General features: G+C 56.0%; 24 protein-coding genes. 11 read left to right on the forward strand and 13 right to left on the reverse strand.

All coding sequences use genetic code 11. The features are described from left to right. Positions 1–243: 243 nt before the first annotated feature. Complete coding sequence (locus tag ACFFIY_RS03460; RefSeq protein WP_354199426.1) at positions 244–477, reverse strand: hypothetical protein; 234 nt, start codon at positions 475–477, stop codon at positions 244–246. Between the two features lie 49 nt (positions 478–526). Further along, positions 527–1,117 carry a peptidylprolyl isomerase gene (locus ACFFIY_RS03465; protein ID WP_354199424.1) on the reverse strand — a complete coding sequence of 197 codons (591 nt, stop codon included), beginning with the start codon at positions 1,115–1,117 and terminating at the stop codon, positions 527–529. Between the two features lie 171 nt (positions 1,118–1,288). Between ACFFIY_RS03465 and ACFFIY_RS03470 the strand changes: the two genes are divergently transcribed. The 8 genes from ACFFIY_RS03470 to mnhG all read left to right on the forward strand — a co-directional run bounded on the left by ACFFIY_RS03470 (position 1,289) and on the right by mnhG (position 8,588). Next, on the forward strand, positions 1,289–2,524 hold the full coding sequence (locus tag ACFFIY_RS03470; RefSeq protein WP_354199422.1) for an MFS transporter: 1,236 nt from the start codon (positions 1,289–1,291) through the stop codon (positions 2,522–2,524). Positions 2,525–2,844: 320 nt separating this feature from the next. Further along, positions 2,845–5,259: a Na+/H+ antiporter subunit A gene (locus tag ACFFIY_RS03475; RefSeq protein WP_354199420.1), complete on the forward strand. Its 2,415-nt coding sequence runs from the start codon at positions 2,845–2,847 to the stop codon at positions 5,257–5,259. Beyond that, entirely contained in the window at positions 5,246–5,668 is a 423-nt protein-coding gene (locus tag ACFFIY_RS03480) for a Na(+)/H(+) antiporter subunit B (protein ID WP_354199418.1), read from the forward strand. The genes ACFFIY_RS03475 and ACFFIY_RS03480 overlap by 14 nt, the downstream gene beginning before the upstream one ends. Then, the gene (locus ACFFIY_RS03485) at positions 5,668–6,009 is read left to right on the forward strand and encodes a Na(+)/H(+) antiporter subunit C (RefSeq protein WP_354199416.1); all 342 of its coding nucleotides are present in this window, start codon (positions 5,668–5,670) and stop codon (positions 6,007–6,009) included. Before ACFFIY_RS03480 ends, ACFFIY_RS03485 begins: the two co-directional genes overlap by 1 nt. After that, the gene (locus ACFFIY_RS03490; RefSeq protein ID WP_354199430.1) at positions 6,002–7,483 is read left to right on the forward strand and encodes a Na+/H+ antiporter subunit D; all 1,482 of its coding nucleotides are present in this window, start codon (positions 6,002–6,004) and stop codon (positions 7,481–7,483) included. The genes ACFFIY_RS03485 and ACFFIY_RS03490 overlap by 8 nt, the downstream gene beginning before the upstream one ends. A 7-nt stretch (positions 7,484–7,490) precedes the next feature. Further along, entirely contained in the window at positions 7,491–7,970 is a 480-nt protein-coding gene (locus ACFFIY_RS03495) for a Na+/H+ antiporter subunit E (RefSeq protein ID WP_354199414.1), read from the forward strand. Further along, positions 7,967–8,248 carry a Na(+)/H(+) antiporter subunit F1 gene (locus ACFFIY_RS03500; RefSeq protein ID WP_354199412.1) on the forward strand — a complete coding sequence of 94 codons (282 nt, stop codon included), beginning with the start codon at positions 7,967–7,969 and terminating at the stop codon, positions 8,246–8,248. The genes ACFFIY_RS03495 and ACFFIY_RS03500 overlap by 4 nt, the downstream gene beginning before the upstream one ends. Then, positions 8,232–8,588, forward strand: a complete 357-nt coding sequence (gene mnhG / locus ACFFIY_RS03505) for a monovalent cation/H(+) antiporter subunit G (protein WP_354199410.1) — start codon at positions 8,232–8,234, stop codon at positions 8,586–8,588. Before ACFFIY_RS03500 ends, mnhG begins: the two co-directional genes overlap by 17 nt. A gap of 43 nt (positions 8,589–8,631) precedes the next feature. Here the strand turns inward: mnhG and ACFFIY_RS03510 are convergent, their stop codons facing one another. Then, positions 8,632–8,841 (reverse strand): hypothetical protein, encoded by a 210-nt coding sequence (locus ACFFIY_RS03510; RefSeq protein ID WP_376837178.1) that lies wholly within the window; start codon positions 8,839–8,841, stop codon positions 8,632–8,634. Positions 8,842–8,901: 60 nt separating this feature from the next. Then, positions 8,902–10,413 (reverse strand): leucyl aminopeptidase, encoded by a 1,512-nt coding sequence (locus ACFFIY_RS03515; protein WP_354199406.1) that lies wholly within the window; start codon positions 10,411–10,413, stop codon positions 8,902–8,904. Between the two features lie 123 nt (positions 10,414–10,536). Here ACFFIY_RS03515 and ACFFIY_RS03520 point away from each other — a divergent pair, with 123 nt between their 5' ends. Continuing rightward, the gene (locus ACFFIY_RS03520; protein WP_354199404.1) at positions 10,537–11,013 is read left to right on the forward strand and encodes a divergent PAP2 family protein; all 477 of its coding nucleotides are present in this window, start codon (positions 10,537–10,539) and stop codon (positions 11,011–11,013) included. Between the two features lie 53 nt (positions 11,014–11,066). Here the strand turns inward: ACFFIY_RS03520 and ACFFIY_RS03525 are convergent, their stop codons facing one another. From ACFFIY_RS03525 to ACFFIY_RS03545, 5 genes are all read right to left on the reverse strand, one after another. Further along, a complete protein-coding gene (locus tag ACFFIY_RS03525) occupies positions 11,067–11,396 on the reverse strand; it encodes a YuiB family protein (protein WP_354199402.1) in 330 nt (109 codons plus the stop codon). Positions 11,397–11,499: 103 nt separating this feature from the next. Further along, positions 11,500–11,994 (reverse strand): NUDIX domain-containing protein, encoded by a 495-nt coding sequence (locus tag ACFFIY_RS03530; protein WP_354199400.1) that lies wholly within the window; start codon positions 11,992–11,994, stop codon positions 11,500–11,502. Between the two features lie 273 nt (positions 11,995–12,267). Continuing rightward, complete coding sequence (locus ACFFIY_RS03535) at positions 12,268–13,485, reverse strand: NAD(P)/FAD-dependent oxidoreductase (RefSeq protein WP_354199398.1); 1,218 nt, start codon at positions 13,483–13,485, stop codon at positions 12,268–12,270. 166 nt (positions 13,486–13,651) lie between these two features. Then, complete coding sequence (locus tag ACFFIY_RS03540) at positions 13,652–14,014, reverse strand: HesB/IscA family protein (RefSeq protein WP_354199396.1); 363 nt, start codon at positions 14,012–14,014, stop codon at positions 13,652–13,654. Positions 14,015–14,135: 121 nt separating this feature from the next. Then, positions 14,136–14,468 (reverse strand): NifU family protein, encoded by a 333-nt coding sequence (locus tag ACFFIY_RS03545; RefSeq protein WP_376837180.1) that lies wholly within the window; start codon positions 14,466–14,468, stop codon positions 14,136–14,138. Between ACFFIY_RS03545 and ACFFIY_RS03550 the strand changes: the two genes are divergently transcribed. Next, positions 14,454–14,786: a YuzD family protein gene (locus ACFFIY_RS03550; RefSeq protein WP_354199394.1), complete on the forward strand. Its 333-nt coding sequence runs from the start codon at positions 14,454–14,456 to the stop codon at positions 14,784–14,786. The genes ACFFIY_RS03545 and ACFFIY_RS03550 overlap by 15 nt on opposite strands. An 83-nt stretch (positions 14,787–14,869) precedes the next feature. Here ACFFIY_RS03550 and ACFFIY_RS03555 read toward each other — a convergent pair whose 3' ends face one another. Then, positions 14,870–15,931, reverse strand: coding sequence for an NAD(P)/FAD-dependent oxidoreductase (locus ACFFIY_RS03555; RefSeq protein WP_354199393.1), 1,062 nt, complete (start codon positions 15,929–15,931; stop codon positions 14,870–14,872). 151 nt (positions 15,932–16,082) lie between these two features. Here ACFFIY_RS03555 and ACFFIY_RS03560 point away from each other — a divergent pair, with 151 nt between their 5' ends. Beyond that, positions 16,083–16,319 carry a YuzB family protein gene (locus ACFFIY_RS03560; protein ID WP_354199428.1) on the forward strand — a complete coding sequence of 79 codons (237 nt, stop codon included), beginning with the start codon at positions 16,083–16,085 and terminating at the stop codon, positions 16,317–16,319. 59 nt (positions 16,320–16,378) lie between these two features. Here ACFFIY_RS03560 and ACFFIY_RS03565 read toward each other — a convergent pair whose 3' ends face one another. From ACFFIY_RS03565 to ACFFIY_RS03575, 3 genes are all read right to left on the reverse strand, one after another. Next, complete coding sequence (locus ACFFIY_RS03565; RefSeq protein WP_354199391.1) at positions 16,379–17,053, reverse strand: DUF4956 domain-containing protein; 675 nt, start codon at positions 17,051–17,053, stop codon at positions 16,379–16,381. 2 nt (positions 17,054–17,055) lie between these two features. Continuing rightward, complete coding sequence (locus tag ACFFIY_RS03570; protein WP_354199389.1) at positions 17,056–17,802, reverse strand: VTC domain-containing protein; 747 nt, start codon at positions 17,800–17,802, stop codon at positions 17,056–17,058. Positions 17,803–17,877: 75 nt separating this feature from the next. Further along, positions 17,878–18,063, reverse strand: a 186-nt coding sequence (locus tag ACFFIY_RS03575) for a hypothetical protein (protein WP_376837181.1), incomplete at its 5' end; no start/stop codon positions are given.

Raw genomic sequence — 18,063 nt, forward strand, 5'->3', positions numbered from 1 at the left:
GAAGGACTGGCGGTTATCATAGGGCTTGAAGACAGGCGCCAACCGGCGTTTTGGACGTTTTTCCTCCGTCTTGTTCACCTCTGCCAAAATCTCCATTTCTGTGATATACTCTGTTGTAGCAGTCTTCGGATTGCACATAAAAAGATCGCTCCTTTGTGTGTGTTGTTGTGGTGACTCCATTCTACAAAAGGCAGCGGTCTTTTTCTATTTTTTTGAGAGAGATAAAAAACAAGAAAGGGGCTGTCACAGAAAGTCGTTTTTATCGACTTTCTGGACAGCCCCTTTTGCGTTCCGTTCAGACAGGATGCGTTGTTCAAGCTCCCGGACCCGCTCTTCTTCCTGGCGGGATTTTTTTCGGATCCACTGGAAGAACACGAATCCGAGTGCCATGAAGAGCAGCAGGGTCAACACGGCGGGGATGTAAAGCGTCTTGTCTTCGGGGAAATAAAGAAACGGCATCAGAAGCACCATTTCCATGTTCATTCACTTCCTTGCTCAGTTTCCGGCCGCGCGGGCCGGTACTGGATTACTTCTTCAGGATTTCAATCGACTCGATGACAACGTCCTCAGCCGGTTTATCTTGGGCACCGACCTTGACGGAAGCGATTTGGTCCACGACGTCCATGCCTTCGATCACCTGGCCGAACACGGTGTGGCGCTGGTCCAGCCAAGGCGTGCCGCCGTTTTGCTTGTACGCTTCGATGATGTCGGCCGGGAAGCCGGCGCCTTCGAGCTGCGAAACCATGTCAGCCGGCGTGTTTTTCATCTGGACGATGAAGAACTGGCTGCCGTTCGTGCCCGGCCCCGCGTTGGCCATCGACAAGGCGCCGCGGAGGTTGAACAGCTCCGGGGAAAACTCGTCTTCGAATGTCGAGCCGTAAATGCTTTCTCCGCCCATTCCGGTGCCGGTCGGATCTCCGCCCTGGATCATGAAGTCCTTGATGACCCTATGAAAGATGATGCCGTCATAGTAGCCGTTCTCTGCATGAGTGAGGAAGTTTTCAACCGTTTTCGGCGCCTGTTCGCGGAACAGCTTCACTTTGATGGGTCCGTGGTTTGTATGGATGACCGCGAGCGCTTCCTGCTCTGCGACTTCATTTGTCAATTGAGGGAACATGTAGATCTCTCCTTTTTTTCGCCGGCCGTCCGCAAAGACGGCACGGAACGTGTTTATCCTTCCAAGTGTACCATAGCGGAAAGCCGAAAACGATGGATAAGCCGTGACACTTTGTTCGTGTTACGAAATGCTTTATAATGGGCATACTAATGCAAAAAGGATGTTCGGACCATGTCAACGAAAAAACGTAATTTCATCATCATCCTGATCACGAACTTCCTTGTGTCCAGCACAATTACGATGATCATGCCGTTCCTGTCACTTTACATTGAAACGTTCGGGGACTTTTCAGATGCCTACGTCCAGCGCTGGGCCGGATTGATTTTTGGGGCCACTTTTGTGACCGCGTTCATCATGTCGCCGATCTGGGGACGGATTGCCGACCGGTACGGCTTCAAGCCGATCCTATTGATTAACGCTTTCGGCATTTCCGTCTTTATTTTCTTTATGGGATTTGTGGACAACGTCACCTCATTCTTCTTCCTTCGCTTGGCTATGGGAGTCGTCACCGGCTTTATACCGACTTCGCTCGCCTTCATAAGCGCACAGACTGAAAAAGGCGATGCGGGCCGGACGCTCGGAACCCTTCAGATGGGATCCGTTTCGGGGACGCTTTTCGGGCCGGTGTTCGGCGGACTGCTCGCGGACTCTGTAGGTTTTTCCTACGCTTTCATCATTTCTTCGGTCGCCATCTTCATCGCGGCCCTGATTGTCCTGTTCGGCATTCAGGAACAACGGAAAGAAAAGAAAGCGACGGATCATTCTTATGGCAGGACCACGATCATCCGCTCGATCATGAGCCACCGGCTGATGCTGAATGTCATGATCATCACGGCACTCATCCAGATCGGCAACTTCAGCATCCAGCCGCTGCTGTCCCTCTATGTCGCCGAACTGACCGGAGCCAAGGAAGTCGCATTTCTGGCGGGGCTGACTTTCAGTGCCGCCGGCATCGGAAATCTCCTGTTTGCCCGAAAATGGGGCCAGCTGGGGGATGACTATGGCTATGAGAAAGTGCTGTCCGTTCTTTTGATCCTGACGTTTATCTTCATCATTCCGCAGGCACTCGTCACTTCCCTCTGGCAACTCGTCGTGCTCCGTCTCCTGTTCGGCATAGCGGTCGGCGGACTGATTCCGATCACGACCGCCATCGTTCGGCGCGAAGCTCCTGTGGATATTCAGGGGGAAATGCTCGGCTACAACAACAGCTTCCGATTTTTCGGGAACATCATCGGCCCGACATTCGGCGGGATCGTCAGCGGGTTCATTGGCATCTCCTCCGTCTTCTATGTGACGGCGCTGCTGTTCCTCATCGCCGTCTGGTCCCTCTGGGTCACACGGAAAAAGCCTGTTCAGGATTTTGAGGAGGTTTTGGAGCATGAAGAACTGCTCCATTCTCATAACTGATCAAAGAAAACTGTACCGGATTGAGCCGGTGCAGTTTTTTTGTGTTTTTTAACGGCGGCAGTTAATCAGAAAAACCTTCCGGAGCACTTTTTCCGGCATTTTTTGTCTGTCTCGGCCGCAAACCGCCAATGTGCCCGGCAGGCAAATCAGCTGCCGGGACTAAGGCCAAAAAAAATCCGTTCTACATATATAGGAAGAGCGGCGGATCATTTCCTGAACTTTCGGTACTACCTCAGTTACAATCATGCAACCGCCCTTCACTTGCGTTATAATTAACCCTGTTACTTATCAACAGAATCGGTTTGAAAGGAGGATCCCACTTGGTATCCGTACTGCTGTTATTCGCGCCGGTTGCGGCTGCCCTGTTCGTGCCGATGCTGGCACGCCGGGTCAAAGCCATCCATACCGGCTGGTTCGTATTGGCGGTGCCGCTTCTGCTGTTCCTTTACTATCTGGGCTATCTGCCTTCTGTGAGCAGCGGAAACACCCATATTGCAGAATTGCCGTGGATTCCATCGTACGGCATATCATTCGTTTCATACATAGACGGATTGAGCTTGCTGTTTTCCCTGCTGATCACCGGCATCGGGGCGCTCGTCGTCCTTTACTCGATCTTTTATCTGGACAGAACGAAGGAGCGGCTCGGCAACTTTTACGTGTACCTGCTCATGTTCATGACCGCCATGCTAGGCGTCGTCCAATCTGATAATGTCATCGGACTTTATCTGTTCTGGGAACTGACTTCGATCTCCTCGTTCCTGCTGATCGGCTATTGGTACACGCGGGACCGCTCAAGATTTGGGGCACTGAAGTCCATGATGATCACCGTTTTCGGCGGACTCATGATGCTCGGGGGCTTCATCCTGCTTTACCTGATGGGCGGCACATTCTCGATCCGCGAACTGATCGCCATGTCGCCGGACCTCGTGCAGCATCCGCTGTTCGTGTGGTCACTCATCCTCGTGCTGCTCGGCGCCTTCACCAAGTCCGCTCAGTTCCCGTTCTACATCTGGCTTCCGGATGCAATGGAAGCGCCTACGCCGGTCAGTGCATATTTGCACTCGGCCACGATGGTCAAGGCGGGCCTTTACCTCGTTGCCCGCTTCACGCCGATCTACGCGGCGTCCGAGCTGTGGGTTTGGATCGTCACTTCCGTCGGCGTGCTGACCCTGTTCTGGGGTTCGTTCTTCGCAGTCAAGCAAACAGACCTCAAGGGAATTCTCGCTTTCTCGACCGTCAGCCAGCTTGGGCTGATCATGTCCCTGCTCGGTGCTGCGGGGGCTGCGTTCCACGTGGACGGCGCCGCGGAGACGCTGTTCAAGTTTGCAGGATTTGCAGCCATCTTCCACTTGTTCAACCATGCCGCATTCAAAGGCAGTCTCTTTATGATTGCAGGCATCGTCGACCATGAAACAGGCACCCGGGACATCCGCAAGCTCGGCGGACTGATGGCAATCATGCCGGTCTCCTTCACGATTGCGCTCATCGGCTCGCTGTCGATGGCGGGCCTTCCCCCATTCGGCGGCTTCCTGAGCAAAGAGCTGTTCCTCACCGGCATGCTCAGCCTTCGCCAGCTCGATCTGTTTGCGCCGGGTTCATGGGGAACCGTGCTGCTCGTCGTCGCCTGGATCGCCAGTGTGTTCACGTTCATCTACAGCCTGTACTTCGTCTTCCGGACGTTCACCGGCAAATACAAGCCGGACGAGCTGCCGAAAGAGCCGCATGAAGCGCCGGCCGGCATGCTCGTGTCGCCTGCCATCCTCGGCGCGATCGTCATCGCGATCTTTTTCATCCCGAACGTCATCGGGAAATGGATCGTCAAACCGGCGGTCGCGGCCGTGCAGCCGTTCCTGTTTGATTCGCCCGCGGCGGTCGATGTTCATGTGGCCGCCTGGCACGGTCTGACGCCGGAGCTGTCCATGACCATCGGAGTCGTGGCGGCCGGTCTCATTTTGTTCGGTCTGTTGCCGAAATGGCAGGGGCTTTACGGGCTTGCCCCTGAGGCACTGTCGCTGAACAAATTGTATGACGCTTCGATGTACCTGGCCGAAGGCGGTGCCAACCGGCTGTCCCGCACTTATATGGGCGGTCTCATCCGGAACTACCTGATTTACATGTTCACGGGCATCGTCATCCTCGTCATCGGTTCGATCGTTGCAAAGGATGCATTCGCCGTCAGTTTTGAAGGGCTTACACCGGTCGGCCCTGCCGAAATCGGGCTGATCCTCGTCCTGATTGCGGCGGCCACAACCACCCTGATCGCCCGCAAGCGGCTCACGGCGATCATTTCGCTCGGCGCAGTGGGCTACACCGTCGCCCTGCTGTTCGTCGTGTTCAAGGCACCGGATCTGGCCTTGACGCAGCTCGTCATCGAAACCGTATCGGTCGCGCTGTTCCTTCTTGCGTTTTATCATCTGCCAAAAATGAGCCGGCATGACGAAAAGCGCCAGTTCCGCATGGGCAACGCCATCGTCGCCGGCGCGGTCGGGCTCATGATGAGTCTGCTCGCAATGTCGTCGGTCTCCCAGCGGGCGCTGCCGTCGATTTCAGAATTCTATAAGGAAACCGTCCATTCGGAAGCCGGAGGCGGCAACATCGTCAACGTCATCCTCGTGGACTACCGTGGATTTGATACGCTGTTCGAGATCGCCGTCCTGTCGATCGCGGCAATCGGGATCATCGGCATGATCCGTCTCCGGCTGACCAGAAAGGGGGATGGCCATGAGAAACAGTGACGTCATCATCCAGACCACGACCAAAGTCGTGTTCTTCATGATCTTCCTGTTTTCGATCCATATTTTCTTCGCCGGGCATTACTCTCCCGGCGGCGGATTCGTCGGCGGCCTGCTGACTGCATCGGCGCTCGTCTTGCTGTTGCTGGCGTTTGACATCAAGACCGTGCGCAAGGCATTGCCGTTCAACTACACGTTCATCATCGCCATCGGGCTGCTGCTCGCACTCGGCACCGCCTCCATCTCCATCTTGTCCGGCGAGCCGTTCTTCACGCATGCGTTCGACGATTTCCGGCTGCCGCTGTTCGGGCTGACGTCCCTGCACACGGCCATGCTGTTCGACCTCGGCGTCTATCTTGTCGTAGTCGGGGCGACGATGACCATCATCTTATCGATTGGAAGTGATGACTAATGGAAATCATCATGTCGGTCATCATCGGGTTCCTTTTTGCGGGGGCCGTCTATCTGATGCTTTCGCGGAGCCTGCTCCGGGTCATCATCGGCACCGGCCTGCTGAGCCACGGCGCCCATCTGCTCATCCTGACGATGGGCGGGTTCGGCGGGGAGGCTCCGCCTGTCCTCGCCGACGGCGTCACGGATTTTGTCGATCCGCTTCCGCAGGCGCTGATCCTCACCGCCATCGTCATCAGCTTTGGCGTGACGGCGTTTTTCCTGGTCATGGCCTACCGCGCCTATCAGGAACTCAATACGGACAACATGAAACTGCTGAAAGGAAATGACGAATATGATTAACCTGCTGTTATTTCCGGTCCTGATTCCGTTCCTGACGGCGATGATCCTGATGTTCTTCCCGAAAAAGGTGGTCGCTCAGCGGACGGTGACAATCATCGGCCTTGCCGCCTCCGTCGCGGTTGCCGCCTGGCTGCTTCTCACAGTCATGCAGGACGGCATCCAGTCCGTCACGCTCGGCAGCTGGCCGGCACCGTTCGGGATCACGATGGTCTCCGATCCGCTGTCCGCCGCCCTTGTGCTGACGTCGAACATCATCACGCTGTTCATCGCCTGGTACAGCTTCCGCTCAATCGGCGAAGGACGGGAAAAGCACTTTTACTACCCGGCCATGATGTTCATGCTTACGGGCATCAACGGGGCCTTCACGACGGGCGATATTTTCAACATGTTCGTCTTCTTCGAAGTACTGCTGATGGCCTCCTATGTTCTGATCGTCCTCGGCGGCGAAAAGCGCCAGCTCCGGGAGTCGATCAAATACATACTCGTGAACGTCATTTCCTCGGCCTTCTTCGTCACGACGGTCGCGATGCTTTACTCGGTCGTCGGTACGCTGAACATGGCCGACATCTCGGCAAAGGTCTCCGAAATCGGCCAAAGCGGAATCTTGACGGTCATCGCCGTCATGCTGATCCTCGTTTTCGGACTGAAAGGCGCCATCTTCCCGCTTTACTTCTGGCTGCCGGGATCCTATGCGGCGCCTCCGGTTCCGGTACTCGCCCTGTTCGGTGCGCTGCTGACGAAAGTCGGCGTTTATTCGATCATGAGGACGGTCACGCTCCTGCTCCCGAATGATCCGGGGTTCACGCACGAGCTGCTCATGGTGCTGGCCATCCTCACGATCATCGCGGGATGCATCGGGGCGCTCGCTTATTTCGACCTGAAGCAGATCGTCATCTACAACATTATCATCGCCGTCGGGGTCATCCTGTTCGGCGTGGCCCAGATGAACACGGCGGGACTTGAAGGCGCCGTCTTCTATCTCGTCCATGACATGCTCATCAAGGCGGCCCTGTTCATGCTCATCGGCGTGATCATCGCAGTGACCGGCACGTCGAATCTCCGGGAGATGGGCGGCCTGATGAAATCTCATCCGGGCCTCGCCTGGACTTGGCTCATTGCCGCTTTCGGGCTGGCGGGCATCCCGCCCCTCAGCGGATTTTTCGGTAAGCTGCTCATTGTCCAGGGAGCCTTCGAGGCGGAAAACATGTGGGGCGGCGTCATCATCCTCGCATCCAGCCTCGTCGTTCTCCTGTCGGTCATCCGGATCTTCATCCATGCATTCTGGGGGGAGCCGCGCCCCGTACCCGGTGTTTCCCGCCGGGTGTACCGGAGCCTGTTCATCCCCGCAGCCGTCCTCACGGCGATCACGGTCTTCTACGGGGTCGGGACGGAGTGGCTCCGGCCGGTCATGACCGATGCGGCGGAAATCCTGCACGAGCCGTCGATCTACATCGACGCCGTGCTGAAGGAGTAGATGCATCGTGGCATTTCAAATTTTGCTGAATTTCACCATCGCCTTTTTGTGGATGTTCATCAGCGGCACTTTCACCGCCTCCACTTTCGTCATCGGCTGGCTGATCGGCATGCTGCTCATCATGATGACAAGGCGTTTCTTCCCCGGCCACCTGTACATCCGGCGGCTCTGGGCGGTCATCAAACTGACGCTGCTGTTCTTCAAAGAATTGATCATGGCGAACATCCAGGTGTTCATGCTCGTCATCCGGCCGAAGCTCGGCATCCGCCCCGCCATCTTCGCCTATCCGACGCAGCTGACGAACGACTGGGAGATCACGCTCCTGTCGAGCCTCATCACGCTGACGCCCGGAACGATCGTCATGAACGTGTCCGAAGACAAGAAGACCCTGTACGTCCATGCCATCGACGTGGATGACATCGACGATGCCGTCGTGTCCATCCGGGATTCGTTCGAAAAAGCCATCATGGAGGTGAGCCGACCATGAAAATCCTGTTTTGGATCGCTCTTGTCTTCATCGTGATCTCGATGGCGCTGTTCGTTTACCGGCTCATCAAAGGGCCGACTGCCCCTGACCGGGTGATTGCGCTTGACGCGGTCGGCGTTGCGCTCATCTCGATGATCGGCCTTCTGTCGGTGCTCGTCGGGACGAATTTCTACCTCGAAATCATCCTGCTGCTGGCCATCCTTTCGTTCATCGGGACAGTGGCCTTCTCCAAGTTCATCGAGAAAGGAGAGATCTTCGACCGTGGAAATTCTGATTGACATCCTCATTGCCGTCCCCCTGATCATCGGGGTCGTCTTCACAGTCGTGACGGCTGTCGGGCTGCTCCGTTTTCCCGACCCGTACACACGTGCCCACGCAGCGTCGAAAAGTGCCACCGTCGGGGTGCTCGGCATCCTGATCGCGGTCTTTCTCCATTTCTGGCTGGTCGAGGGACACTTCAACCCGAGAATTCTGCTCGGCATCGCTTTCCTGTTTATCACAGCGCCCGTCGGCGGCCACATGATGGCGCGGGCAGCCTATTTTGCCGGCGTCAAGCCGACGCCGCTCACCGTGAAGGACGAGCTGAAGGAAGAGATCGAGCGGCAGGCCGGGAAATAAATATTAAAAACGCTTCTGCACCGCGCAGAAGCGTTTTTTCATTTCACCAATAATACGGGTAGTATGGATAATATGGATAACCGCCGTAAGGATACCCGCCGTAATACGGGTAATAGCCTCCGTAGAAACCGCCGCGTCCGTATGGGAACAGGGTTGATCCCAGCAGCCCTCCGACGACTCCGCCCAGGAATGGACCGCCGAACCCGCTCCCGAAGCCGAATCCGCCGCGGTGTGAATAACCGTAACGAGGCATATTCATCCCCCTTTCACCGTTATCCTATGCCGGGCTTTTAACCGGGATTGGGCTGGGCGCTCAGTCTTCCTGCGCGTCCTCCGCCATGAAGTCGACGAGCGTGGCGAGCGTGCGCACCATGACGCCCGTCCCGCCTTTCGGACCGAGATCATGGGCGGATGATGCATCTGACGTTCCCGCGATGTCCAGATGGATCCAAGGTGTGTCTTCCGCAAATTCTCCGACGAACCCGCCGCCGAAAATCATATGGCCGTCGCTCCCCGGAGAGTTGTTCAAATCGGCCACGTCGCTTTTGCGGATCCGCTTTTTGTCACTTTCCGTCAGCGGCAGACGCCAGACGAACTCCCCTGTTTCGGCTGCTGCCTCGAGGAAAGTCTCAAAGAACGATTCATTGTTCGTCAGGGCGCCGGTCTTGTCATAGCCGAGCGCCGTGATGACCCCGCCCGTCAGCGTCGCCACATCAACGAGATAATCGGCACCGGACTGCCTGGCGTAAGTGACGGCATCCGCCAATACGAGCCGTCCTTCCGCATCGGTGTTAAGGATCTCGATTGTTTTGCCGCTGAGTGATGTGATGACGTCGTCCGGCTTGAACGCATCGCCGGAAATCATGTTGTCGGTTGACGCGATGACTGCAACGACGTTTTTCTTCGGGCGGAGATTCCCGATGATGCGCATGGCGCCGAGCACGGCCGCTGCTCCGCCCATATCGCCTTTCATGCCGACGATGCCGGTCTTCGTCTTCAGGGAGTAGCCGCCGGTGTCGAAGGTGATGCCCTTGCCGACAAGGCCGACGACATCCTCCCATTTATCTGTACCCTGGTATTTGAGCACGATGAGGCGCGGTTCCTCAACCGAGCCCTGGTTGACGGCGAGGAGCGCGCCCATGCCGAGCTCTTCCATTTCCTTTTTGCCGAGCACCTCCGCCTCAAAGCCGTACTGCTCTGCAAGCTCAATGGCATAATCCGCCATCGCACTTGCCGTCAGCATGTTGCCCGGCGTATTGACGAGATCCCGGGCCTCATTCACCGCATCGGCATAAATCCGGCCGTTGTTGAAGGCCGTCATCATCGACTCATCGTCAGAGTCCGACAACAGCGTCACTTCACGGAGTTCCGCCTGGCGTTCATTTGACCCCGTTTTATAGTCCTCAAACCGGTAGGAGCCGAGGGAGAGGCCTTCTGCGGCCGCCCAGGCCACATCGAGGTCTTCCAGGTCACCGAGCGCAAACGATTCGGCCCAGACCGCGGCGGTTTCCGCTTTCACTTTCCGCAGCTCTTTGCCTGCGGCGGCGAACACTTTGCGCAAATCATCCGCATCCAATTTTTTGTCATCTCCGAGTCCCGCAAACAGGACCCGCTTGAATCCCTGGTCGGATCCTGCCGGGATTTTCACAATCTCTCTCAGTTTGTTTGGCACATCCCCGTTGCGTAGCCATTCTGACAGCTGCCCGCCGAAGACGTCCTCGATCCGGCTCCACCCCGCCACGTGGTCGCTGTGTTTTGGCACGCCGACGATCAGGACATCAACATTGAAGCCGGCCAGCCGGTTTTCTCTCACTGCAACTTCCATTCTAAATCCCCTCCATCCGATTTCTTCCTCCATTATAACGGATCCCGGAGAAACGGTCAGTCCCGGGCGGCATTATGTTATAATCGGGGCAATCGCCCGTCCCCGAAAGGTTGTGCTGCCACAATGGAAATCTTTCAGAACGCACCCCTGTGGGTCGCCCTGTTCAGCATCTTTTTCGCCCAGTTCGTCAAAATCCCGATCCACTTTCTCATGACGCGGAAGCTTGACTGGTCCCTGTTCACCTCGACGGGCGGCATGCCGAGCTCCCACTCGGCCGCGGTCACCTCCCTGTCGACCGCGATCGGTTTTGAGCACGGAACCGACTCCTCCATCTTCGCGGTGGCCGTCATTTTCTCCGTCATCGTCATGTTCGATGCAACCGGCATCCGGTTTCAGGCCGGCCAGCAGGCAATCGTCATCAACCAGATGAGGGAGGATTTCAGGTCCTTCATCCAGACGACCCGCGACTGGCCGAAAAAAGACGGCCAGCAGAAGATCGAGGAACTCAAGACCCTGCTCGGCCACAAACCGAGCGAAGTGTATGCGGGCGCGCTGACCGGCATCCTCATCTCGGTGATTTTGTACACGGCGATTCTTTGATGATCAAACAGGAAAAGGCGTTTCGTCCCTTGTTGGGAGCGAAACGCCTTTTTTCAGAACATCTGATAGCCCTGCTTGCGCAGAATGATCATGGCCAAGCCGGCCAGGATGGCCCCTGCCATCCCCCCGGAGAGGATCATCACATCCGCCGCATGGAGTGCCATGAATTTGTCTCCGAGCCGGCTGAAGGCCATGCCGGGACTCGTAAAGTACTTTGTGAACGAGACATCGTCGATGATCAGAACGACGACGACCGGATAGACGATGGCCATGAGCCAGGTCATCCTGAGCAGCATATTGAGCAGAAAGCCGATCCCGAAGAACATGACGACGAACAGCAGGATCGAAAGGGTCACTTCTATGATGGATAAAGAACCGTTCAATGCAATAACCTCCGATTTTCCTTCCACCAGTTTACCCGAACCGAAATGGTCTTTCAACAGGACGGCCGGGGTTCACCGGATTGTCGGAATTTCGGCGGCAGGCTTATTTGCGGAAATAAAACTTATAGCTCGTATAGCCGAAAATGTCCCCCGGCCAGGCCCCGATCACTTCGGGCAGCCCTTCTTCAATGGCTTCTCCTGCGATTTCATGGATGAGCAGCGATGAATCATCGGATTCCGCCAGTTCGAACGGTGTCATCCAGCAGGCCTCCTCAATCTCCCGCTCCTGAGGAATCACCGGCTGTGCCGGCGCCACCGGACGCAGGAGAAAAATCGCCATGTTGTCGCTCACTTCCCCCCTGATCACGCCGGTCCTGAAGCCGGCCATGCCGGCGGCGGTCGTCCGGATCCCCGTCTCTTCCGCCACTTCCCGGACCGCCGCTTCATCCGCGCGCTCTCCCGGCTCGACGAACCCGGCAGGGAAGGACCACTTTCCTTTGAGGCCGCCGTACTTCTTTTTGACGACGAGCCATCTGCCCTCCCCGTCCATGACCAGGCCGGCTGCCCCGAGCCACACTTTGCCCCGGTCTTTCTTCATCACGCATCCCCCCTCTCCCAAACTATGGCCGTACTCCGGCATCCGATCACTTATCCCCTATAAAAAGGGGCTCGCGGAAAAGTCTATCCACAACAGAAAAAGCAAAAAGCAAGGACTCTGGTCGCTTTCCGCAGGCCAGCCGCCAAGCCTCCTCCGGCTCACAGCCGCAAGGGGTCTCGAACAACCGGCTATCCTGCAGGAGTCTCCCGACGTCCTTGCTTTTTACTGTCTAAAGGGGCCATTCAGTTCTTTCTGGCAGCCCCCTCTGATGAATCAGAAGAACTTGAATTTCCCTTTTTTGACGACGAGCGGAACGCCGCCGATCATGTACAGGGCACGGTTGTCGATCATCTTCTTCATGAAGCTGGCAGTCGTGCCTGTGACTTTCTTGCCGCCGAAAATATCGCCGATGGCATCATCTTCGCCGAGCGAGCAGACCGTCCCCTTGAGGTCCGGAACAAATTTGTGCGTCGGCTTGCCGTTTGCCAGGGCAATGATGTTTTCTGCCACGGTTACGCCCTGTTGCATGGCGATCTGGGCGGTCGGAGGATACGGGCGGCCCGCTTCCTCGTTCATGAGGAATGCGCAGTCGCCGACGATGAAGACGTCGTCGTAGCCTGGAGCGCGCATGTCTTCGCGGACAGCGACGCGGGCACGTTTGCTTTCGATCGGTGTTTCCTCGATGAGGCGGTTGCCCCGGACACCGGCGGCCCAAACGACCGTACCGGCTTTGATGAACTCAAACTGGTCGTCGCCCTTCTTGATCTTGACGCCTTCAGGAGTCGCTTCGACGACCGGCGTGCCGATCGAGAACTCGATGCCTTTTGACTCAAGCTGGGAAACGGCGTAGTCGACAAGTTCAGGATCAAAGCCCGGGAGTACCATCGGAGCGGCTTCCACGCAGATCACGCGGACTTTCTCCTTCGGAACATCGAATTCCTTGCAAAGCTCGGGCACGCGGTTGCCGAGCTCGCCGAGAAACTCGATGCCTGTGAAGCCGGCACCGCCGACGACGATCGTCAGGCGGCTGTCGTCTTTTTCCTCTTCAAGAGACCAAGTGGCGAACTGATACTCGATATGCTCGCGGATCTGGCGTGCCGCATTGACGTTCGCGATGCCGAGCGCATACGTATCGAGGCCCTGGATGCCGAACGTCTCACCTTCGAAGCCGAGGCCGATGACGAGATAGTCATAAGGAAACTCCCCTGCATCCGTCATGACGTTCTTGCCGTCGACGTCAATCGCCTCGACTGTCGCCTGGACGAATTTCACTTTGTTTTCATTAATGACGCCCTTGATATCGTAGCGCACGTCTTCCGGCGCGAGAGTCCCGGCGGAAGCCTCATGAAGCCACGTGGATTCGTAGTGATATGCGTTCTTGTTGATCAGGATGACGTTCATGTCGTCGGTTCCGATCTTTTTCTGCAGATTGACAACGGTCGCCAAACCACCATAGCCGGCGCCAAGCACCAAAACAGTAGGTCTTTTCACTTCAATCCAAACCACCTTTAACCAAGATTAATATATTTGGGACGGCGTGATGCCGCAGTTGTCACGGCACCCGCCGTTTTCGACAAAATCCATCACCTTTAGTTTAGTCCTTTATAAATATGAATTCAAGGGGACGGGCCAAAATAAAAAGACCGGAATTCCGGTCTTAGCAATCTCCCGGCGTTCCCGCCTTTGTTTTGGTTCTGAACGATGTTCCGCAGCCGCAGGAAGCGATGGCATTCGGGTTGTTGATCGTGAACCCGCCGCCCATCAGCGACTGTTTGTAATCGATTTTCGTGCCGGACAGGATGCCGGCGTCTTCTTTTGAAACGAGGATCTGCAGGCCGTGCTCTTCGAGAAGTTCATCGTCCTCATGGCGCTCTTTCGTGAAGCCGAGTCCGTATGTGAGTCCGCTGCAGCCGCCGCCGTTGACGCCGACACGCAGGAAAGAGCCCTCTTCTTCGTTATGGCGCATCATTTCCTTCACCTGGTAAGCCGCTGCTTCAGTCAGTTCCACCGTCAGTGTCATGCGTGCCTCACTCCTTTTCTTCCATCATACCAAGGCAAGGGCCGGTGTTCAACCGGCCCGCATCAGCCTGATTTTGCCTCTCCGCAGTATAAAAAAGGACCCGCATCGCGGATCCGGATGATCAGAAAACCTGTTCCACTTCAACGACACCCGGCACTTCTTCGAGCAGAGCGCGCTCAATGCCTGCTTTTAGTGTGATCGTTGAGCTCGGGCACGTGCCGCATGCGCCGAGAAGTCGGAGCTTCACGATGCCGTCCTCGACGTCAACGAGTTCGCAGTCGCCTCCGTCGCGGAGAAGGAACGGGCGCAGTTTATCCAGAACTTCCTGTACTCCATCCATCATCGATGTATCTGTCACTTCGATTCGACTCCTTTCACTGTTATCATTATAATAGGTACAAGGCGGAAAATCCATTAAGGAATCCGGAGGGGGATCATTTTGGATAAACAACATGTGAAAATTGAAGTTTACGGGGCGGATGTCATCTGTGCGAGCTGCGTGAATGCCCCGTCTTCCAAGGATACATATGAATGGCTCGAAGCGGCGATCACGAGAAAGTATCCCGGACAACCGTTCACGATCGACTATATCGACATCGAGGGGCCGGTTGCGGAAGGTGAGCAGGCGGACATCGCCGAAAAGGTCCGCAACGACGAGTTTTTCTACCCGCTCGTCCGGATCGGCGGCGAAGTGGTGGGCGAAGGCTATATCCAGCTGAAGCCGGTGTTTGCGGAGCTGGAAAAGAAAGGGTTTGTCCCGCCGTCCGAGTGACAGGCGGGCAACCCGGCATCTGTTGAAAAAGCGGCACGCCAGTTGGCGGCCGCTTTTAATGTGGCTGTTTCGGAGTCATTTATTCAGCCGTTGTGCCATTTGTACATCCACAGGATTCCCGACTTGAGCAGGCGCGCAATCCGGCCCGTGACGGTGCGGTCAGCGAGGAAGGCGAATCCTTTTTTCTTGCCGAGTGATCCGACAAAGCCCTGAAGTTTGATCTCCGGCATTTTCTCCGGCAGTTCTTCGCCGTTCCAGCGCATCATGAGCACTTTCACGATCTGCTCGCCCTGCTCTTCCGCCAGATAGGCGCTCGGCGCATGCGGGAGCGCGGCACAGTCGCCGACCACATATACATTCTCATTGCCGGGCACATTATGGTGTGGCGTCAGGACGACGCGGCCGCGGTCCGATTCAAGCCCGAGATTCCGGACCGTTTCCACAGGGCGGATTCCGGCAGTCCAGACAACCGCGTCGACTTCGATTGAGTTCTCATGATTGTAGAGCGTCGTCTGCTCCACTTTCGTGATGTTGGAGTTACTGATGACTTCCACTTCATGCTCGTCAAACCACTTTTGCACATAATTGCTGAGCCGTTCCGGGAAGTCGCGCAAAATCCGGGGTCCGCGGTCAAACAGCTTGATGCGCAGGTCCGGGCGGCTTTCCCTCAGTTCGCTGGCCAGTTCAATCCCGCTCAGGCCGGCGCCGACAATGCCGACTGTCGCTCCTTCCCCGAGATTGAGAAGATGGCGGTACGTGTCGCGGGATTTGCCGATCGTCTGGATGCTGTGCGTGTATTCCGACGCGCCCGGAACGTCGTGGTAATTGTCATCGCAGCCGAGGCCGATGACGAGATCATCATAATCGATCTGCTCGCCGTTTCCGAGAAAAATCCGCTTTTCCTCCAGATTGACGTCAACGATCTCCCCCGTGACGGCCTTCAGCCGCTCATGCTCAGGGAACGCGACGCGGACTTCGGCATCCGGCACGGTTCCTGCGGCAAGTGCATAAAATTCGGTCTTCAGGCTATGGAACGGCGTCCGATCCACGAGGATGATTTCCCGGTCCTCCGGAAGTTTCGGCAACAGACGGAGCAGGATCCGCATGTTTCCGTATCCTCCGCCGAGCAAGACTAGTTTTTTCATAAAAGAATTCTCCTTTTTGACTCATTTCCCGATTGTTCGTTACGATTCTCCATCGCCATTATATATGAATGTGAGAGCTTTCACAATAAGCCGTTCGATTGACTGGAAGACTAAAAAGGAGTACGATTTCCGGGTGAGAGAGGTGATTTTTGTGAATCCGATCGTCGAGTTCTGTATGAGCAACATGGCCTGCGGTTCACAGAAGACATTCGAGAGACTGGAACAGGACCCGAACCTCGATGTCCTGGAGTACGGCTGTCTCAGCTTCTGTTCCCAGTGCGCCGAATCGCTGTATGCGGTCGTGAACGGGGAGATTGTCGAAGGGGAAACGCCGGAAGAACTGAAAGAGAACATTTACCGGTTTATCGAGGAAAACCCGCTTTTCTAATAGATCAAAGAGAGCCGTGCAGTCAGTTGCTGACCGTACGGCTCTCTTTTCGTTCCCATTTATTTGCCCAGATAAGTGAGGGACACTTTCAGATTGGCGTTTTTCTCGCGGATCCGGTCGAGCAGATCCCGGTCAAGCGTGTCCGGCTTGCCCTGAATGGCATAGGTATAGAGGATCATCGTGCCGAGGTCGGCTGTTTCCACTTTGCGGAGTTCATGGCTCATCGTGAACTCGTCGAGCACGCCGTCCATGAGCCCCTCGTGGTTCATCGTCTCGGGAACGGTCACTTTGAGGATCTGCATGTGCTTGCCCTTTCCGTAGCCGGTCCGGTGCAGCAGATAAAACGCAAGGCTTGCGAAGACGGTGAGCACGATGGCGAGATCGAACCGGTAAAGGCCGGCCGTCATGCCGACGCACAGTCCGAAGAAGATATAAGAGATGTCTTTCGCATCCGTCACTTCGCTCCTGAACCGGATGAGCGAGAACACCGCGAACAGTCCGAACGCCACGCCCGCATTGTCGCTGACCACATTCATGACGACCGACACGATGACACTCATCATGATGATTGTATGGACAAATGCCTGAGAGTAACGCTCTCCCGAGAAAGTGCGCCGGTAAACGACCGTGATCAACAGGCTCAGGACGAATGAAATGACCATTGCGGCAATACTCAGGCCCACCGTCCCTCCCGTTTTGATATTTGGCTGCAGCATTGTTTCCAATAAGTCCATGTTCATCTTCCTCCTATGGTGATCAAGTCTTGTTGCGGCTGCCGGGCCAGCAGTTCATGGCTCAGGCAAAACTTCGATCCGCCCTTTGTCACACAACCCACTTCCTGCAGGATGCGCGCAAGCCAGAGCGGCACGCTGTTGTCCACTTTCACTTCGAGGACGGCGTAGCCCGGATCGATAAAATATTGTCCGTAAGAACCGTTTTCAAGCGACAGATCCGTCTTGCGGCATCTGAGATTAAAGTCGAACGTCACCCTCACCGACGGGTCGTCCACCTGGTGGAGCGCATGTCGGTCATAGCTGACGACCATTTCAGGCCGCAGTGCGTAAAGGGATTTGAACTGTCTGATCTCCTTCAGCACCTGTGTGTTGGAAACCTCGAAGTCCTCTGCCGGAAGAGCTTCCCCTTCTTTCAGATACCGGTACGCTTCCTGCAGCGGCATCGCTGTCCTTCGTTTGTGGACGATGGCGCCGTTTTTCTGCTTTGTCTCAAAAAACGCCTTGCCGTCCCGGCCCGGGATGTCATACACCCGGAGACGGAGCTTCTGCCGGAAACGCAGCCGGTTCTTGACTTCGTAATAAATCCGGCTTTCGTCGTTGTCGAAATACAAGGTGGAGACGGTATAGCGCCCGTTCTCCCCGTTTTTGTCCGGCCGAAGCCGGCCACCCGCACGGAGGACAAGCCGCCGGTATTGATCCACGGTGATCAAATACTTCAGCTCGCGTCTCGTGAAAATTTCAATGGCCATGAATCGTTCCTCCCGTCCGTTTCTCAATGTAAATAAAGGATAACCCACCATCATGAGGAACCGGTGAGACAAAGATTAGAAATTCATGAGTGCGTGCGGACAGGAGGGTTCGTGGAGGCGGGTTATGTCTGCGATGAGGAGAGTTGGGGCTTGTGTGAGGAGAATTGGATTGTCCATCCCCAAAAACGGAAAAGAGGCTGTCCGATAAGTCCCTAAAATGAAGAAGGAGGCGAAAAACAAATCGTTTTTCGCCTCCTTCTT

Source organism: Bhargavaea ullalensis (genome assembly GCF_042432615.1).
GTDB lineage: Bacteria > Bacillota > Bacilli > Bacillales_A > Planococcaceae > Bhargavaea > Bhargavaea ullalensis.

Excerpts from the sequence above, each read along its gene's own strand:
- ACFFIY_RS03460 (WP_354199426.1), bottom strand. The coding sequence starts at position 477 with ATGGAAATGGTGCTTCTGATGCCGTTTCTTTATTTCCCCGAAGACAAG.
- ACFFIY_RS03465 (WP_354199424.1), bottom strand. The coding sequence starts at position 1,117 with ATGTTCCCTCAATTGACAAATGAAGTCGCAGAGCAGGAAGCGCTCGCG.
- ACFFIY_RS03470 (WP_354199422.1), top strand. The coding sequence starts at position 1,289 with ATGTCAACGAAAAAACGTAATTTCATCATCATCCTGATCACGAACTTC.
- ACFFIY_RS03480 (WP_354199418.1), top strand. The coding sequence starts at position 5,246 with ATGAGAAACAGTGACGTCATCATCCAGACCACGACCAAAGTCGTGTTC.
- ACFFIY_RS03485 (WP_354199416.1), top strand. The coding sequence starts at position 5,668 with ATGGAAATCATCATGTCGGTCATCATCGGGTTCCTTTTTGCGGGGGCC.
- ACFFIY_RS03490 (WP_354199430.1), top strand. The coding sequence starts at position 6,002 with ATGATTAACCTGCTGTTATTTCCGGTCCTGATTCCGTTCCTGACGGCG.
- ACFFIY_RS03500 (WP_354199412.1), top strand. The coding sequence starts at position 7,967 with ATGAAAATCCTGTTTTGGATCGCTCTTGTCTTCATCGTGATCTCGATG.
- ACFFIY_RS03510 (WP_376837178.1), bottom strand. The coding sequence starts at position 8,841 with ATGCCTCGTTACGGTTATTCACACCGCGGCGGATTCGGCTTCGGGAGC.
- ACFFIY_RS03515 (WP_354199406.1), bottom strand. The coding sequence starts at position 10,413 with ATGGAAGTTGCAGTGAGAGAAAACCGGCTGGCCGGCTTCAATGTTGAT.
- ACFFIY_RS03520 (WP_354199404.1), top strand. The coding sequence starts at position 10,537 with ATGGAAATCTTTCAGAACGCACCCCTGTGGGTCGCCCTGTTCAGCATC.
- ACFFIY_RS03530 (WP_354199400.1), bottom strand. The coding sequence starts at position 11,994 with ATGAAGAAAGACCGGGGCAAAGTGTGGCTCGGGGCAGCCGGCCTGGTC.
- ACFFIY_RS03540 (WP_354199396.1), bottom strand. The coding sequence starts at position 14,014 with ATGACACTGACGGTGGAACTGACTGAAGCAGCGGCTTACCAGGTGAAG.
- ACFFIY_RS03545 (WP_376837180.1), bottom strand. The coding sequence starts at position 14,468 with ATGTTGTTTATCCAAAATGATCCCCCTCCGGATTCCTTAATGGATTTT.
- ACFFIY_RS03555 (WP_354199393.1), bottom strand. The coding sequence starts at position 15,931 with ATGAAAAAACTAGTCTTGCTCGGCGGAGGATACGGAAACATGCGGATC.
- ACFFIY_RS03565 (WP_354199391.1), bottom strand. The coding sequence starts at position 17,053 with ATGGACTTATTGGAAACAATGCTGCAGCCAAATATCAAAACGGGAGGG.
- ACFFIY_RS03570 (WP_354199389.1), bottom strand. The coding sequence starts at position 17,802 with ATGGCCATTGAAATTTTCACGAGACGCGAGCTGAAGTATTTGATCACC.